We start from the raw sequence: 18,272 nt of genomic DNA, 5'->3' as shown, positions 1-18,272 counted from the left end.
ACGTGTCAGGCACCATGACGCTGCGGCCGCTGCGCGACCGGATCGCGCGGGCGGTCCCGCCGCCCGGGCCGATCCGGGTGCTGCAGACGAACACCCTCATCGGCAGCACCGGCTACGGCCTCTACACCTCCGGCAGCGCCCTGTTCTTCGTGAAGGTGGCCGGCCTGTCGGCGGCCCAGGTCGGCCTCGGCTTCTCGCTGGGCGGGCTGGCCGGGCTGCTGCTCAGCGTCCGGGTCGGCCGGCTGGCCGACCGCCTCGGACCGCGCGAGGTCTTCCTCGGGTTCTGCGCGCTGCAGATCGCCCTGCTGGCCACGGCGTCCTCGGTGCGCTCCTTCGTGGCGTTCCTGCCGGTGATCGTCGGCCTCGGCTGCACCGAGACGGGCCTCAACGTGGCCCGGGGAGCCGTGACCGGCTCGATCCTGCCGAAGGAGGACCGGGTGCGCCTGTCGGCGATCACCCGGGTGCTGACCAACATCGGCTTCTCGCTGGGGGTGCTGCTGGCCGGTACCGCCATCGGCGTCGGCACCCGGGCCGCGTACTCGTCCCTGGTCCTCGGCATGGCGGTGACCACCTTCCTGGTGGCGCTGTCGATCCTGCGTCTGCCGCGCATCGCGCCCACGACCGCCGCCCGGACACCGGGCGGGCCCCGCGAGCGGTTCCGGTACGACCTCCCCTACATGGCCGTGTCGTTCGTCAGCAGCACGACCCTGATCGGGAACACCGTCCTCACCGTCGGCCTGCCGCTGTGGATCGTCACCGAGACGAGCATCCCCAGGCCGCTCGCCGCGTGGATGATCCTGGGCAACACCGCCCTGGTCATCCTGCTGCAGGTGCGGGTCGCCAAGGGGAGCGAGACGACCGCGGGCGCGGCCCGGATGCAGCGCGGCGCCTTCGCGGTGCTGGCCCTCGCCTGTGTGGCGGCCGCGGCGACGCGGGGCTCCGCGACGCCCGTCGCGGTCGGCGCGCTGCTGCTGTGCGTCGCCCTGCTGACCCTCGGCGAGCTGTGGGGCGAGAGCGCCAACTGGGCGTTCCGGTACGGGTTCGCGGACCCGGAGCGGCAGGGCGCCTACAGCGGCATGTTCGTGCTCAGCGGCTCCCTGCCGACGGCCGCCGCGCCGGTCCTGGTCACGTTCGTGACCACCCGGTTCCTGCTCGGCGGATGGCTGGCGCTGGCGGGGTTGTTCCTGGCCGGCCTGGTGGTGAACGCACCCGTGGTCGGCTGGGCCGAGCGGACCCGCGGGTCGCGGCCGGCGGCCGGGGAGGAGCCGGCGCCGCAGCAGCAGGAGTCGGGATCAGCGTGCCTCGTCGGCACGGCGGAGGAAGGTCGGGACTGATGGACGCGGATGTGACGACGCTGGCGGCACGGGTGCTCGGCCGCACGGCGGACGCGCTGGAGGCCGAGGCGGCCGGAGCCTCTTTCGTCGCCCTCGGCGGCACCTCCCTGCGCGCCGTCGACCTGGTGGCCCGCGCCGAACGGGCGGGCACCGCCCTGGACCTGGTGCGACTGCTGGGGCCCGAACCGCTGGCCGCGGTGCTGGCCCAGGGCCGCCCCTGCGCGCCCGCCCCGCGGCAGGAGCCCGAGGCGCACCGCCCGACGGAGCGCGCGGCCACGCCGGCCGAGGCGTCCATGCTGCTCAGCGAGGAGGCGGGCGCGGAGACGGCCTGGCACCTGCTGTTCAGCGCGGACCTGCGAGGCGCCCTGGACGTCGACCGGCTCACCGCGGCGGTGCAGGCCGTGACGGACCGGCACGACGCCCTGCGGACCGTCTTCCACCGCCGCCCGGAGGGCCTGCGCGCACGCGTCGTGCCCGGCTGGCGGGCCCGGCTGCTGCGGCAGGAGCTCGAGCTGCCCGACGGCGCCGCCGGTGCGGACCTGCTCCACGCCGCGCTGCGCCCCTCCTCCGTGCGGCTGCTGGCGCCCTTCGAACGGCCGCCCGTCGTCTTCGTGCTGACCCGCGCCGCCGCTGACCGCCACGTCCTCAGCCTGCTGGTCCACCACGTCGTCGCGGACGGCTGGAGCATCGGCGTGATCTGGCGTGAACTCTTCGACCACTACCGGGGCGAGGGCCCGCAGGGCGACGCGCCGTCCCTGGTGCCCGCCGCGCCCGACGCGGTCGAGGAGGCGGCCGCCCGGCGGATCGCCGAGCTGGCGGACGCCCCGCGGATCGTCCGGTTCCCGAGCGACCTGGCCCGCGAGGAGTACTTCGACCACCGCGGCACGCGGCTGCCCGTCGAGCTCGACGCGCCCACCCGGGACCGCTGCCTTGGCCTGGCGACCGACAGTGGCGTCACCCGCAACGCCGTCCTGCTCGCGGCGTGGTCCCTCGCCTGCGCCCGCCGCGCCGGCGTCGACGACCTGCTGCTGGGCCTGTCCTGGGCGGGCCGGACCGGCGCACGCGAGCAGGACACGGTCGGGCTGGTCACCACCCTGCTGCCGGTGCGCTGCGCGATCGGCACCGAGGCGACCGTGCGGGAGCACGTCGCGGGCGTCGGCGACGCCGTCCGCTCGGCGCTCGGCGCGCGGCAGGTGCCGTTCGAGCGGCTCAGCAGCGGCCTCGGCGTGGTCACCGACACCGCACAGAACGCCCTGGTCCAGGTGGCCTTCGCGGCCCATGACGAGATGGTGCCCGGCCGCGTCGACGTCCCCGGGCTCGAGGTGGAGATCCACGAGGGTCACTGCGGCGGCGCCGTCTTCGACGCGCTGCTTTACGTGCAGCGTTGGGGGGACCGGCCGCGCCTGTGCGTCGAGTACGCCACGTCCGCGCTGGCGCCCTGGGAGGCGGCCGCGCTCGTCGCCGACTTCCGCGCCGTGCTGGCCGCACTGCTCGACGAGGCGAACCGGGACCGTCCGCTGCGCGAGTTGCTGGAGCGGCGGACCCCGGACCCGGAACCCGTGGAGGCCGACGGGCCCGCGGACGTCTGCGAGCCCACGGACGTGTGGCAGCTGGTCGAGTCGGTCGCCCTCGGCCGCCCCGACGAGCCGGCCGTGCTCGAACCCGGAGCCGCGCCGCTGACCTACGCGGAGCTGGTGCGGCGCGTGGAGGCGCAGGCTGCCGCGTTGCGGGCCGCCGGGGTGGAGCCCGGGGACCGGGTCGTCGTCGCGGTGCCGCGCTCCGCCCGTGAGGTCGTCGCCGTCCTCGCGGTGCTGCGCGCCGGTGCCGCCTACATCGGCCTGGAGCCCGGACTGCCCGCCACCTTCCTGCGCCACGTCTTCGAGCAGGCCGAGCCGTCGTCGGTCCTGGCCGACAGCGGTCGGGCGGACGAGCTGCGGCAGGCGGGCCTGCGGGTGAACGTGCTGGAGCCGCTCGACCCGTGGGGGCGGGCCGAGCCGGTCACCCCGACCCCGGCCGCCGCGCCCGACCCGGAGCGGGTCGCCTACATCGCCTTCACCTCCGGCTCGACCGGGCGGCCCAAGGCCGTCCGGGTGCCGCACCGGGCGGTGTGCCGCCTGGTCGCGGACGAGGGCGTGGTGCGCGGGTCCGCCGCTTGGCGCTTCCTGCGGTTCGCGCCGCTCTCCTTCGACGCGTCGACGCTGGAGCTGTTCGCCCCGCTGGCGGCGGGCGGCACCGTCGTCGTCCACCCGGACCAGGTACCGACCCCGAGTTCGCTCGCGCAGTTCCTCTCCGCGCACCAGGTCACCGGCCTGTGGCTCACCGCCGGCCTGTTCCGGCTGGTGGCCGACCACGCGCCGCACGCCTTCGGCCGGGTGGACCAGCTGCTCACCGGCGGGGACACCGTCCCGGCCGCCCAGGTGCGCCGGGTCCTGGAGCACTGCCCCGGCCTGCGGGTCACCAACGGGTACGGGCCCACGGAGAACACCACCTTCACGACCGTCCACCACCTCGACGACGCCGCCGAGGTCGGCGCGACCGTGCCGATCGGGCGCCCGATCACGGGCACCGGGGTCACCGTCCGGGACGAGAACGGGCTGCCGGTGCCGTACGGGGCGGTCGGTGAGCTGTGCGCGTCCGGGGCCGGCCTCGCGCTCGACTACCTGAACGACCCCGAGGCGACGGACCGGGCCTTCCGGCAGGACGCCGAGGGCGGGCGCCACTACCGCACCGGAGACCTGGTCCGCTGGGACGCGGACGGGAACCTGCGGATCCTGGGCCGCCGGGACCGGCAGGTCAAGATCCGCGGCTTCCGGATCGAACTCGAGGGTGTCGGCGCGGTCCTGGGCGGCCTGCCCGGGGTGGCCGACGCGACCGTCGTCGCGGCCGCCGACGACCAGGGCGAGACGCGGCTGGTCGCCGGCGTGGTGGTCCGTGACGGCAGCCCCGACCTCGCCCGACTGCGCGCGCTGGCCGCGGAACGGCTCCCCGGACACGCCGTTCCGGCGCTGTGGGCCCTCTGCTCCGCGCTGCCGATGACGGCGAACGGCAAGGTCGACGTCGCGGCCCTGACCGTGCTGGCCCTCGGCGCCGACGCCGCCGACGCAGCCGCCGACGACGGCGATGCGGGCCGGGCTTCGGAAGCCGCGGAGCGGGGCGTGCCGCCGCTCGAGGAGATCGAGGACACCGTCGCGGAGATCTGGGAGAAGGTCCTCGGCACCGACGACTTCGGTTACCACGACCGCTTCGCGGACGTCGGCGGCGACTCGCTGCGCATCCCGTCGGTCCGCGACGGGCTGGTGGCCGCCTACCCCGGCTGCCCGATCAAGCTGGTCGAGCTGTTCCGCTGTCCCACCATCGCCGAGCTGGCGGTGTTCCTCCACAAGAAGATGAAGGACCAGGCATGGTGACCTCTGCTCAGCGGGTCGGCTCCGATCAGTGGGAGCAGCCCGTCGCGGTGGTCGGTATGGCGGGACGGTTCCCCGGCGCACCCGGTGTCGCCGACCTGTGGGCCGGCCTGCTCGCCGGCCGGGAGTCGCTGACCCGCCTGACGGGCGAGCAGCTCGCCGCCGCGGGCGTCCCGGACGAGGACCGGGCCGACCCCGACTACGTGCCGGTCCGCGGCATCCTCGACGGGGCCGACCTCTTCGACGCCGAGCTGTTCGGCTACTCCGCGCGCGAGGCCGAACTGACCGACCCCCAGCAGCGCCTGCTGCTGGAGTGCGCCTGGGAGGCCCTCGACGACGCCGGCCACGGCGGCTACGACGGGCGCGCCGGCGTGTTCGCCGGGACCGGTGCCAACGGATACCTGCTGCGTCACGTCCTGGCCCGGCCGGGCGGCCCCGACCCGGCCGAGATCCTGCAGGTGGCGCTCGGCAACGAGAAGGACCACGCCGCCACGCGCATCGCCTACAAGCTGGGCCTGCGCGGCCCCGCCCTGACGGTCCAGACGGCCTGCTCGACCTCCCTGGTCGCGGTCCACCTGGCCTGTCAGAGCCTGCTGCGCGGCGAGTGCGACCTGGCGCTCGCCGGCGGCGCCTCGGTGCAACTGCCGCAGGAGGCCGGGTACCTGTACAGCCCGCACGGCATCCTGTCGCCGGACGGGCACTGCCGCCCGTTCGACCGCGAGGCGCACGGCACCGTCGTCGGCAGCGGTGTCGGCCTGGTCGTCCTCAAGCGGCTCGACGAGGCCCTCGCCGACGGGGACCGGGTGCACGCGGTGATCCGCGGGTCCGCACTCAACAACGACGGCTCCCGCAAGATCGGCTACACCGCGCCGAGCGCCGCCGGGCAGACCGAGGTCGTGACGGCGGCGCTGCGCGCCGCCGGAGTGGACGCGGCCGGCATCGGGTACGTCGAGGCGCACGGCACCGGCACCGAACTGGGCGACGGCATCGAGGTCTCCGCGCTGACCGAGGCCTACCGCGAGTCCACGGACGCCACCGGCTACTGCGCCCTGGGCAGCGTCAAGGCGAACGTCGGCCACCTGGACGCGGCCGCGGGCGTGACCGGGCTGATCAAGACGGTGCTCGCGGTGCGCGAGGGTGTCGTGCCGCCGAGCATCAACTGCGAGCAGCCCAACCCGCAGATCGACTGGGAGAACTCCCCCTTCTTCGTGAACACCGAGGCGCGGCCGTGGCCCGTCACCGCGGGGCCGCGCCGCGCCGCGGTGAGCGCGTTCGGCCTGGGCGGCACGAACGTCCACGTCGTCGTCGAGCAGGCACCCCGCCCCGAGCCCGACGCGGCGTCGGAGGACGGCGCCGGATCCCGGGTGGTGGTCGTGTCCGCCCACTCGGAGCAGGCGCTGCGCTCCGCCACCCGGTCGCTTGCGGACCGGGTCCGCGCCACCACCGACGACGCGGAGCTCACGGACGTCGCGCACACCCTCCGGGTCGGCCGGGCGGTCCTGCCGTGGCGGGTCGCGGTCGCCGGCACGGGCGCGGCCGAGCTCGGCGACCGGCTCGAGAACGCCGTGCTGCGGAAGGCGGCCCGCGGCGTCGGCCTCGGCTACCTCTTCCCCGGCCAGGGCGCGCAGTACCCGGGCATGGCGGCCGGGCTCCACCGGGCGCTCCCCGCCTTCCGGCAGGCTTTCGACGACTGCTGCGACCTGCTCGACTCCCAGTCGGGACCGGACCTGCGCCCACTGCTGCTCGGCTCCGGTGCCGGGGCCGGAGCGGGCGACGAGGCCGCCGCCGCGCTGCTGCGCGACACCGGGCTGGCCCAACCCGCGCTGTTCGTCACGGAGTACGCCCTCGGCCGCCAGCTGGCGGCCTGGGGGCTGCGGCCACGGATGATGCTGGGCCACAGCGTGGGCGAGTACGCCGCCGCCGCACTGGCGCAGGCCGTCGCCCTGCCGGACGCCCTGCGCCTGGTCACCGCCCGCGCCCGGCTCATGGCCGCGCTGCCGGGGGGTGCCATGCTCGCGGTGCTGGCCGCGGAGGAGACGGTGGCCGCGCTGCTGCCCGCCGAACTGTCCGTGGCGGCCGTCAACGGCCCGCAGGCGGTCGTCGTGTCGGGGCCGGAGGGGGCGGTTGCCGCGTTCGCGCGGGAGTTGGGCGAGCGCGGGATCGACGCCCGTCCGCTGCACGTCTCGCACGCGTTCCACAGCGCGATGATGGACCCGGTGCTCGACGAGTTCCGACGGATCGCGGCACAGGTGACGTACCGTCGGCCGCGCACCCGGGTCCTGTCCAACCTGACCGGCGACGTCGTCAAGGAGTACTCCGCCGACTACTGGACCGCCCACCTGCGGCAGCCGGTCCGCTTCGCGGCCGGACTGGGCCGGATGCTCGGCGGTACCGCCCCGGTACTGCTGGAGGTCGGCCCCGGCCAGGCGCTGACCAGCCTGGCCCGCTCCCAGGACGGCGACACCGACCCCTGCTGCGTGGCCACCATGCCGCGCGCGGGCGAGCGCCGGGCCGCCCACGAGACTCTGCTGGCGGCGGTCGGAACGGCCTGGACCGCCGGGGCGGAGGTCGACTGGCGGTCCTTCGCGCCGGACGGCGGCCGCCGCGTCCCGCTGCCGGCCTACCCGTTCCAGCGCCGCAGGTTCTGGCTCGAGCCCGCCGCGCCGCCGCGAGCGGTGGCGGCAGCAGAACCGGCGGCGGGGTCCGTGACGGACCCGATGACGGACCCGGCGGCGGACCCGGTGGCGGCCCCGGCCGGGAACGAGGGGCCGCCGACCGTGCGGACCTCCCTGGAGGCGGCCTGGCAGCGGCTCCTCGGCACGGCCCCGGCCGCCGCGGAGACGGACTTCTTCGACCTGGGCGGCGACTCGCTGCTGTCCGTCCGGCTGATCGGCCTGGTCCGGCGCGAGCACGGGGTGGAGCTCAGCCTGCAGGACGTCCTGGAGAACCCGACGTTCGGGGCCCAGATCGCCCACGTGGAACGGCTGCTGGCCGCCACCACCCGCTGAGAACCACCGAAGCACCACCGAAGCACCACCGAGCACGACGGAGAGGGTCGACGCGATCCATGAACAGTGAATCCCCGGACGTCCGGATCACCTCGCTGCGCCCGGGAGCGGGCCGGCCGCTGCTGGTGGTCGACTTCAACGAGTTCACCGCCCGCACGACGCTGTCGGCGGTCCTCGCCCAGTCGGACGTCGAGCGGCCCGTGCTGCGCCTCGACGCGGTGAACGGCCCGACCATGGTCGCCGACCGCTCCCTCGTCGAGCTCGCCGAGGCCTGCGCGGCCGAGCTGCGCCGAAGGGGGCAGAGCCCCGAGGCGGTCCTCGGCTACTGCAGCGCCGCGCCGTTGGCCCTGCACATCGTCGACCGACTGGAGGCCGCCGGCTCCCCGCGGCCCCGGCTGATCCTGGTGGAGCCCACCTGGATGACGCCCGAGCTGGTCCGCGCCGACGTGGCGGCCCTCCAGGAGAAGCTGGCGGGAGCCCCCGTCGACGGCTACCACGGCGAGCTCTCGGTCCCGGCCATCGCGGCCCGGCTCCAGGAGGCGCTGGCCGGCAAGCTGCGGGCCGACGAGCTGCCCGAGGACGAGATCGAGTTCTGCGTCCCGCACCTGACCGACCGCTACCGCAGTTGGTTCCGCTTCCTGCTGGGGACGCTGGACGCCCCGCTCCCGGCCGGCCTGCTGCCGGACGCCGTGGTGATCGGCGAGGACGGCGGGCGGTTCCCGCACCCGTCCTGGCCCGCGGAGGTGGTCCGGGTGGAGCGGCTGCCGCTGCCGACCGGCTCCGTCCTCGGCGACGCCGGCACCGGCGCGCTGCTGACGCGGCTGCTGGCGCAGCCCTCCGCCGCGGGGGTCTTCTCCGTCGTCGGTCCGCCCGCCGCCGGCGACGGAGCCCGGATGACGGACCTGCTGGAGCGCAGCTTCGCGGACCACCCCGACGAGCTCGCCGTCTCGGACGAGCGCGAGAGCCTCACCTACCGCGAACTCGAGGAGCGGGCCCGCGCCGTGGCGGTCCGGCTGAGGGAGCTCGGGGTCGGCCCGGACGCGCCGGTCGCCCTGCTCGCCGAGCGGTCCGCCGCGCTCGCGGTCGCGATCGTGGCGGTCCTGCTGGCCGACGGCGCCTATCTGCCGCTGGATCCGACCTGGCCCGCCGCGCGGGTCGAGTACGTCCTGGAGCAGGCCGCGCCGCGGGCGCTGCTGTGCGACCCGAAGGCGGCTCCCGCGGCGGGCAGTTGCCCGCAGGTCCCGGTGCTGGCCCTGGACGGGGCGGCCCTGGACGGGGCGGCGCTGGACGGTGCCGTGCCGCGCGCGGGCGCCGGTGCGGTCGGCGCACCGTCCGCGCGCGGGGCGGAGGACGGCGACCTCGCCTACGTGATCTACACCTCCGGTTCCACCGGCCGCCCCAAGGGCGTCGGCGTGCCGCATCGCGGCCTGGTCAACCGGCTCCGCTGGATGCAGGAGCGGTTCCCGATCGGCGTCGGCGACGCGGTGCTGCAGAAGACCCCGTACACCTTCGACGTCTCGGTATGGGAGTTCCTGTGGCCGCTCTCCGCCGGGGCGCGGCTGGTGATGGCGCGCCCCGACGGGCACCGGGACCCGGAGTACCTGGCCGAGACGATCCGGCGCGAGTCGATCAGCGTGGTCCACTTCGTGCCGTCGATGCTCGACCTCTTCCTCGCCTGCGTCGAGCCGCGGTCCTGTCCCTCGCTCCGTCATGTCTTCGCCAGCGGTGAGGCGTTGAGCCCCGGGACGGCCAACCGGTTCCTGGCCGGTCACGACGCGCCGCTGCACAACCTCTACGGCCCGACCGAGGCGTCCATCGACGTGACGCACTGGACCTGCCGCAACCCCGAGCCGGGGACGACAGTGCCGATCGGGCGGCCGATCCGCGGCGTCGGCCTCTCCGTCCGGGACGAGGCCGGCCGGCCGGTGGCCGCGGGGGAGATCGGCGAGCTGTACCTCGGCGGCGTCTGCCTGGCCAGGGGCTACCTCGGCCAGCCGGAGCTGACCGCGACCAGCTTCGCCCCGGACGTGGACGGCAGCGGCGAGCGCCTCTACCGCACCGGCGACCTGGTGCGCCTGGGCGAGGACGGGGTGGTGGAGTTCCACGGCCGACGGGACCACCAGGTGAAGATCCGCGGGCTGCGGATCGAGCTCGGTGAGATCGAGTCGGTGGCCCGCGAGCACCCGGCGGTGGCTGCGGCGGTGGCCGTGGCGCGCCGTGAGGAGAGCGGAGATCCACGCCTGGTCCTTTACCTGACGCCGGAGTTGGACGCCGGGACAGCTGTCGCGGTGCGTCGTCACCTCGCGAGCCGACTGCCCGAGCAGTGCGTTCCCTCCGCCGTGGTCCCGTTGGCCGCGCTGCCGCTGACCGCCAACGGCAAGTGCGACCGGGCGGCGCTGCCGGCGCCCACGTACACCGGCCTGGGCCGCGGCGCGACCCGCCGCCGGAAGGCCCCGACCCCAAAGTGACCCGGTCACCCGGGCACACGTCATCGCACCACTCCTGCAAGAGAGTTCATTGCACACCATGGCACCCGTCCACCACCTGATATCCCGCCAGGCCTTGCTGACCCCGGAGGCGACGGCCGTCACGTTCAAGGAGGAACACCTCAGCTACCGCCTGCTCGACGAGCGGGCCAACCAGTTCGCCCACGCGCTCCTGGGCCGTGGACTGGGTCGCGGCGACCTGGTGGCGATCCAGATGGAGCGCGGCCCGGCCCTGTTGGTCGCGCTCCTGGGCGTGATGAAGGCGGGCGCCGCCTACGTGCCCGTCGACCCGGCGTCCCCCGCCTCGCGCCGTGACTTCGTGCTCGGCGAGTCCGGGGCCGGACTTCTCGTGGTCGACTCCACGTCCGCCGCCCCGGACACCCCTGCGGCCCCCGTCGGGGTCCCGGTGCTCGACCTGGCCCGGGCCGAGGCGCTGGCACACCGGCCGACCTCCGCGCCCGACGTCGCGGTGAGCGCCGACGACGCCGTCTACGTGCTCTACACCTCGGGTACGACCGGCAACCCCAAGGGGGTCGTGCTGGAGCACGGCGGGATCTCCAACCTTCTCGACTGGATGGCCCGCGCGTACTCCTTCACCGGGGCGGACCGGGTGTTGCAGAAGACGCCGTACACCTTCGACGCGTCGGTGTGGGAGCTCTACCTCCCGCTCGTCACCGGAGGCACCGTCGTCCTCGCCGAGCCGGGCGGGCACCAGGACCCGCAGTACCTGGCCCAGGCGGTGCGGGACCATGACATCACCACGCTCCAACTCGTCCCCTCGATGCTGAGGCTCGTCCTCGACGAGCCGGCCCTGCGCGCGGCGCGGTCGCTCCGGCACGTCTTCAGCGGAGGAGAAGCGCTGCCGCGTGAGCTCCAGGAGCGCTGCCATGCGGCGCTGCCGGTGCCGCTGCACAACCTCTACGGTCCGACCGAGACCTCCGTGCAGGTGCTCACCTGGACCTGCCGCCCGGACGAGACCCGGGACTTCGTGCCGATCGGCCTTCCCGTCGACAACGTGACCGCGCTGGTGCTCGACCCGGCCGGTGCGCCGGTCCCCACGGGACAGGTCGGGGAGCTGCACATCGGTGGTGTGGCGGTGGCCCGCGGCTACCTGGCGAATCCGGAGCGGACCACCGAGCGCTTCGCCACCCGTCAGGACGAGGCAGGGCGGACCCTGCGCACCTACCGGACCGGCGACCTGGTGCGTCAGCACCCCGACGGTGTCTTCGAGTTCCTCGGCCGGGTCGACGACCAGATCAAGATCCAGGGCTACCGGGTCGAGCTGGGCGAGATCGAGACACACCTGCGCGGGCTGCCCGGTGTCCGTGACGCGGCCGTGGTGGCCGAACCGAACCCCCTGGCCGGCGGCGACCGGCTGGCCGCCTACCTGGCGGCGGACCCGGCCGGCCTGGACGTGCGGGAGCTGCGCGAGCACCTCGCGGCCCGCCTCCCCGCCTACATGGTGCCCGCCGTCTTCCGGACGCTGCCGTCGTTCCCGCTCAGCGCCCACGGAAAGCTCGATCGGGCCGCTCTCGCCCGGGCCTCGGCCGTCGAGCTGACGGCCGGCCCGACCGGCCGCGCCGCACGCAACGAGACCGAGCAGCGGCTCCTCGAGCTCTGGGCGGAGGTGCTGGCGGTCCCCTCGGTGGGAGTCGACGACGACTTCTTCGAGCTCGGCGGCAACTCCATGGCCGGGCTGCTCATGATCGCCAAGGCCAAGAAGCTCGGGATCGTGATCAAGCCGACCGAGCTCTTCCGGCTCCGCCGGATCGACGCCATCGTCTCCGCCCGCGGCTGAGTCCCGCGCGCACACGCAACTATCCCTAGGGCAAGTGAACATGAGTTCCATCAACGACGCATTCGCGCTCTCGTACACGCAGGAGAGCCTCTGGCTCCTGGATCGACTGGCCCGCAAGGAAGACCCGGCCTACAACGAGTCCCTCGCCTTCCACATCCGGGGGCCGCTCCGGCCCGAGCTGCTACACACGGCCCTGTCCACGGTGACCGCGCGCCACGAGGCGCTGCGGACGGTCTTCGTGGAGACCGCCGAGGGCCTGCGTGGTCTCGTACGGGAGCCTGCGGCCGATGCGATCGAGATCGTCGACCTGCGTCAGCAGCCTCGGGACACGGCCGAGCTCCGGGCCAGGGAGCTGGTGCAGGAGGCCTACCAGCAGCCCTTCGACCTGGCCGAGGGGCCGCTCTGGCGCGCCGTCGTGGTGCTGGTCGACGCGGAGCAGAGCCTTCTTGCGCTGACGGTCCACCACATCGCGGTGGACGGATGGAGCTTCGGGGTCCTGCTGGACGAGCTCCGGCAGGAGTATGTCGCTCTGGTCGAGACCGGGAACGGCGCCGACCTGCCGCGTCCGGCGGTCGGCTTCTCCGAGTGCGCGAAGGAACAGCGCGAGGCGTACGAGCGCGGTGAGTTCGAGGAGCAGCTCGGTCACTGGGCGAGTGCTCTGAAGGACGGGCCGGAGCTGATCAAGCTTCCGACCGACCGGCCCCGGCCGCCGGCGCAGTCCTTCCGCGGCGCCACCCGCTCGGTCCGGGTGCCTCGACCGATGGTGCGTCAGCTGGTGGAGCGTTGCCGACAGGAGTGCGGGAGCACGGAGTTCGGCGTGCTGCTGGCCGCCTACGCGCTGCTGCTGCACCGGTACGCGCAGCAGGACCAGGTGACCGTCGGCAGCACCGTGCTGAACCGGACCGACGTGGACCACCTCGGTGTCGTCGGCTGCTTCGTCAACACCGTGGCGCTCCCGTTCGCCTTCGAGGAGCAGCTGACCGTGCGCGGGCTCCTGGAGCGCACCGGTGAGTCGCTGATGGAGATGCTGGAGCACCAGGACGCGCCCTACCCCAAGGTTCTGGAGCGTCTCGGCGTCGAGCGCGACCCCAGTCACAGCCCGGTCTTCCAGGCGATGATGACGCTGCTCGGCGAGCGCAGGACGCTCCGGCTCGGGGAGGGCCTGGCCTGCACGCCGTTCCCGATGGAGCGGGTGGCCGCCAAGTTCGACCTGCTGCTCTACGTCGTCGAGGACGAGGAGGAGATCGAGTTCGAGCTCGAGTTCAACACCGACCTTCTCGATCCGGAGACCGCCGAGCGTCTGCTGACGCACTACGTCCACCTGCTCGGCGAGCTCGCCGTGGACCTGGACATCGAGGTGTCCCGGGTCCCGATCCTGCCGGAGCCGGAGCGGCGGCTGATCACCGAGGAGTGGAACGGCACCGCGGTGGAGTACCCGCAGGGCGACGTCGTCGACCTCATCCGGCAGCAGGCGGCCCGCACCCCGGACGCGGTGGCCGTGGAGTTCCGCGGGCAGTGCCTGACCTACGCCGAACTCGACCGGCGCACCGATCGCATCGCCGCCGCGCTGGTGGCGCGGCCGGACCGCGGCTCCGATTTCGTCGGGGTGTACCTGGAGCGGTCGATCGACATGGTGGTCGCCCTGCTCTCGATCGAGAAGGCGGGACTGGCCTACGTCCCCATCGATCCGGAGTACCCGGCCGACCGAGTCCGCTACATGATCGAGGACTCCGCGGTCGACCTGGTCCTCACCCAGGAGGACTTCCGCGACACGGTCACCGAGCTGGGCGCCGTTCCGGCCCTGCCGGCCGAGTTGGAGCTGCAGGCGGACGGCGCCGAGGCCCCCCACCTCGATCTGCGACCCGACTCCCGGGCGTACATGATCTACACCTCCGGTTCGACCGGACGGCCGAAGGGCGTGGTCAACCGTCACGCCGCGCTGTTCAACCGGCTGTACTGGATGCAGTCCCGGTACCGGTTGGGCGAGGACGACCGGGTGTTGCAGAAGACGCCGTTCAGCTTCGACGTGTCGGTCTGGGAGTTCTTCTGGCCGCTCATGTTCGGCGCCCGGATCGTCATGGCGGAGCCGGGCGGTCACCGCGACCCCGAGTACCTGAAGCAGGTCATCCGGGATCGCGGCGTCACCACCCTGCACTTCGTGCCCTCGATGCTCAACGTCTTCCTGGAGGAGGACGAGCTGACCGAGGCCTGCACGTCGCTGCGTCGGGTCTTCTGCAGCGGCGAGGCGCTGCCGTACAGCACGGTGGAGAAGTTCGCCGCGGCACTCCCCTGCGAACTGCACAACCTCTACGGGCCCACCGAGGCCGCCATCGACGTCTCCTACTGGCCCTGCACCCTGGACTACCCGGGCCGGGTCGTGCCGATCGGCCGTCCCATCGACAACATCCAGCTGTTCGTCGTGGACCGGCATCTGGAGCTGCAGCCCGTCGGTGTCCCCGGTGAGCTCTGCATCGCCGGCGTCGGACTGGCGGAGGGCTACCACAACCGGCCCGACCTCACCGAGAAGGCGTTCGTCGCCAACCCGTTCGACGCCTCGCCGGGCGCGCGCATGTACCGCACCGGTGACCTGGCGCGCTACCTTCCCGACGGCCAGATCGAGTACCTGGGCCGGATCGACAACCAGATCAAGCTCCGGGGCTTCCGGATCGAGCTGGGGGAGATCGAGGCCGCGGTCCAGGCACTGCCGTCGGTCCGCGAGGCCGCCGTCATCCTGCACGAGAACGGCGCCCACCGGATGCTGGTGGCCTACGTGGTCTCCGACGACTTCCGGTCCGCGGAGGCGAAGGAGCAGCTCCGGCTGCAGCTGCCGGACTTCATGGTGCCGCAGGTCTTCATGACGATCGCGCAGGTGCCCACCACGGTCAACGGCAAGCTGGACCGCAGGGCGCTGCCCGACCCGCTGCCGTCGGTCGACGCCGACGACGACGGGTCCGCGGCACCGGTCACCGAGCAGGAGCGGGTGCTCGCCGAGATCTGGCGGGACGTGCTCGGGGTCCCGCAGGCCGGGGTGGACAGCAGCTTCTTCCGGCTCGGCGGCGACTCCATCACGAGCATCCGGGTGGCCGCCCGACTGCGCGAACTGGGCTACCGGGTCGAGGTCAAGGACATCTTCGCGATGCCGACGATCCGGGAGCTCGCGCAGCAGCTGGCGACGGAGACGGAGCGCACCGGCGCGGTGGCCCTGGCGGCGCAGGACCCGCTGGCCCTGGTCGGCCCGGAGGACCGGCGACAGCTGCCGGACTCGGTGACCGACGGATGGCCGTTGACCCTGCTGCAGTCCGGGATGATCTACCACTCGATGCTGCACGAGGACTCGCCCGTCTACCACGACATCTTCTCGTACGACATCCAGGCGCCGCTGGACCGCGCGCGACTCACCGAGGCGATCCGCTGGACCACCGCGGCCCATCCGCAGCTGCGGTCCTGCCTCGACCTCAGCGGCTTCGACGAGCCGCTGCAGCTGGTGCACCGGGACGTCGAGCCGCACCTGTTCCTCGCGGATCTGACCGGGCTGACGTCGGCCGAGCAGGACGCCGCCCTCGACCGCTGGACCGAGGAGGAGAAGCGCCGCGGCTTCGACTTCGAGAACGCGCCGCTGATCCGGTTCGTGGCCCACGACCGCGGCCCGGAGCGGTTCACGCTGAGCCTCTCCTTCCACCACGTGATCCTGGACGGCTGGAGCGTCGCCCTGGTGGTGGAGCAGGTGCGCCGCGGCTACGCCGAACTGCTCGGCGGCCGGACGCTGCCCGCCCCCACGGTCGAGCAGCCGTCCTTCGGCTGCTACGTGGCACTGGAGCAGGAGGCCCGGCAGTCCGCGGCGCAGGCCGCCTTCTGGAGCTCCACGGTGGCCGGGTTCTCGCCGAGCCGGCTGTCCTCCGCCTCCACGGAGCGGGAGGCCGATCCGGCGTCGACGGGCCGCGCCCTGCCCGAGGAGATCACCGCGGGTCTGCGGGCGCGCTGCGACGAGCTGGGCGTGCCGCTCAAGAGTGCGCTGCTGGGCCTGCACCTGAAGACGCTCGGGCGACTGACCGGGACCGCCGCCGTGGTGACCGGCCTGGTCGTCAACGGCCGCCCGGAGGTCGCGGGCGGGGAGGAGATGGCCGGGCTGTTCCTGAACACCCTGCCGGTCCCGCTGAGGGGGATCGACGGGGAGGCCACGGACCTGTTCCGACGTGCCTTCGCCTTCGAACAGCAGGCGGTCGCGCACCGACGCTTCCCGCTGGCGGAGATCCTCCGTCTGAGCGGGCACGACGAGCTGTTCGACACGGTCTTCAACTACACCGACTTCCACGTCTACCGGGGGGAGGAGGAGACGGCGGCCGTGATCACCGGGGCCCGGTACTTCGAGCAGACGAACTTCGGGATCGTCGTGCACGCCCACCAGGACCACTTCTCCGGTCAGCTGACGCTGACCCTCAACCACGACGCGGCCCGGTTCGACGCCTCGGTGGTCGGGCGCTACCTCGACGAGTTCCTCGACGCGGCCCGCGCCGCGGTCGGGACCGGTCAGGCGGCCTGTGGACCCGAGGCCGACCACGAGCTGGTGCGGCGGGTCGGCGACGTGGTCGCCAAGGCCCTCGGCCTGGCCTCGGTCGGCCCCGACGACGACTTCCTGGAGCTCGGTCTCGACTCGATCACCGCGATCCGGGTGGTCGCCCGGCTGAAGCGGCTCGGCGCCAGACCGGCCATGAAGGACCTCTTCGACCACTCCACGCCCCGACGGCTGGCCGCCAGGCTCGCAGCCGGGCCGACCGGTCGTCAGGAGCCGCGTTCCACGGCCGCTTTCGAGCTGGTCGGCGGCCGTCCTTCCGGTCTTCCCGACGGTGTCGTCGACGCCTACCCGGCGACCGCCCTGCAGCTCGACATGGTCGAGGAGCACGACCGCGACGTCGCCCAGGCCGTCTACCACGACGTGTTCAGCTACCACCTGGACCTGCCGCTCGACGCGGACCTGCTCCGGGCGACGCTCCAGGGCTTCGTGGACACTCACGAGACGCTGCGCACGGCGTTCGACCTGGCCGCCCGCCCGGTGCCGCTCCAACTGGTCTTCGGCCACGCGGACCCGGCCCTGGAGGTCCTCGACCTCAGCGCGTTGTCGGAGCGGGAGCAGCAGCGGGCACTGGACGAGTGGTTCGAACACGAGAAGGGGGTCGGCTTCGACTGGTCCGTGCCGTCGCTGATGCGGTTCACCGCTCACCGGCGCGGTCCCGGCGCCTTCACGCTGAGCCTGAGCTTCCACCACTCCGTCATCGACGGATGGAGCCTGTCGCTCTTCGTGCGTGACCTCGTCCGCCGCTACACCGAGGCCCTGGAGACGGGCCGGGTCCCCCGTGCCGAGCGGGTCGGCCCCGCCTACCGCGACTACGTGGCCGCCGAGGTCGACAGCCGGAAGTCGGCGCAGCAGCGCGCCTTCTGGATGGACGAGCTGCGCGGCACCGCGTACCACCCGCTGACCGCCGCCGCCTGGGACGGCTCCGCCGAGCGGTGGGCCGAGACCAAGCTCTCCGTCGACCCGGCCACCCACCAGGCCCTGTCGGCCCTGGCCAACCGGGCCGGGGTTCCGCTGAAGCAGGTCCTGCTTGCGGCGCACCTGGTCGCCGTCGGCCTGGTGCAGCAGAGCGAGTCCGTGCTCACCGCGGTCTTCTCCGGCGGCCGTCTGGAGGAGGAGGGAGCCGAGGAGGCCATCGGCCTCTTCCTCAACTTCCTTCCCTTCCGGCAGGACGTCGGTGCCAGGACCTGGCTGGAGCTCGTCCGGGAGACTTTCGCCAACGAGCGCCGCACCCTGCCCCACCGCCGGTACCCGCTGCGGGACATCCGTGCGGGACTCGGCCGGGACCGGGTGACCGACGTCGTCTTCAACTACACCCAGTTCACCTCCTACGCGGACGTGGCCAGGGGATCTGACGGCCGCTCGGGAGCAGGGGTGCTGACCGGCGTCCGCTGGTTCGAGCACACCGACTTCGCCCTCCTGGTGAACGTGGGCCACGACCTGCTGCAGGAACAGCTGGTCATCACCCTGAACGCCGACGGCCGGCGGCTGCCGCCCGCGTTCCTCGAGACCTTCGCCGAGCTCTACGACGCGATCCTGACCGAACTCGCGGTGGACGAGCACGCCCTGGCGACCGCGGCCCCGGGCCGTATCCGCAAGCTCGCCGCCATGCTCGGCGGACACTCCGCCGACCTCAGCCTCTGAACAGCACCACCCTCGAAAGGAACCCCAA

General features: G+C 73.6%; 6 protein-coding genes. All 6 read left to right on the top strand.

Annotated features, from left to right (window positions below):
* Positions 1 to 2: 2 nt before the first annotated feature.
* The 6 genes from BMY61_RS30025 to BMY61_RS30000 are packed head-to-tail and all read left to right on the top strand — an operon-like array spanning position 3 to position 18,244.
* Positions 3 to 1,334, top strand: coding sequence for an MFS transporter (locus BMY61_RS30025; protein WP_143094585.1), 1,332 nt, complete (start codon positions 3 to 5; stop codon positions 1,332 to 1,334).
* Positions 1,334 to 4,741, top strand: coding sequence for a non-ribosomal peptide synthetase (locus tag BMY61_RS30020; protein WP_042446185.1), 3,408 nt, complete (start codon positions 1,334 to 1,336; stop codon positions 4,739 to 4,741). Before BMY61_RS30025 ends, BMY61_RS30020 begins: the two co-directional genes overlap by 1 nt.
* Entirely contained in the window at positions 4,735 to 7,746 is a 3,012-nt protein-coding gene (locus BMY61_RS30015; protein ID WP_042446183.1) for a type I polyketide synthase, read from the top strand. The genes BMY61_RS30020 and BMY61_RS30015 overlap by 7 nt, the downstream gene beginning before the upstream one ends.
* 59 nt (positions 7,747 to 7,805) lie before the next feature.
* Positions 7,806 to 10,214, top strand: coding sequence for an amino acid adenylation domain-containing protein (locus BMY61_RS30010; RefSeq protein ID WP_052438601.1), 2,409 nt, complete (start codon positions 7,806 to 7,808; stop codon positions 10,212 to 10,214).
* Between the two features lie 58 nt (positions 10,215 to 10,272).
* Complete coding sequence (locus BMY61_RS30005) at positions 10,273 to 12,030, top strand: amino acid adenylation domain-containing protein (protein WP_052438600.1); 1,758 nt, start codon at positions 10,273 to 10,275, stop codon at positions 12,028 to 12,030.
* Positions 12,031 to 12,070: 40 nt separating this feature from the next.
* Positions 12,071 to 18,244, top strand: coding sequence for a non-ribosomal peptide synthetase (locus tag BMY61_RS30000; RefSeq protein WP_075004116.1), 6,174 nt, complete (start codon positions 12,071 to 12,073; stop codon positions 18,242 to 18,244).
* The last annotated feature ends 28 nt before the right edge of the window (positions 18,245 to 18,272 follow it).

It is taken from the genome of Streptacidiphilus jiangxiensis (genome assembly GCF_900109465.1).
GTDB classification, from domain to species: Bacteria; Actinomycetota; Actinomycetes; order Streptomycetales; family Streptomycetaceae; genus Streptacidiphilus; species Streptacidiphilus jiangxiensis.
Note: the sequence above shows the minus strand (reverse complement) of the source record. Positions and strands in the feature narration are given on the sequence as shown.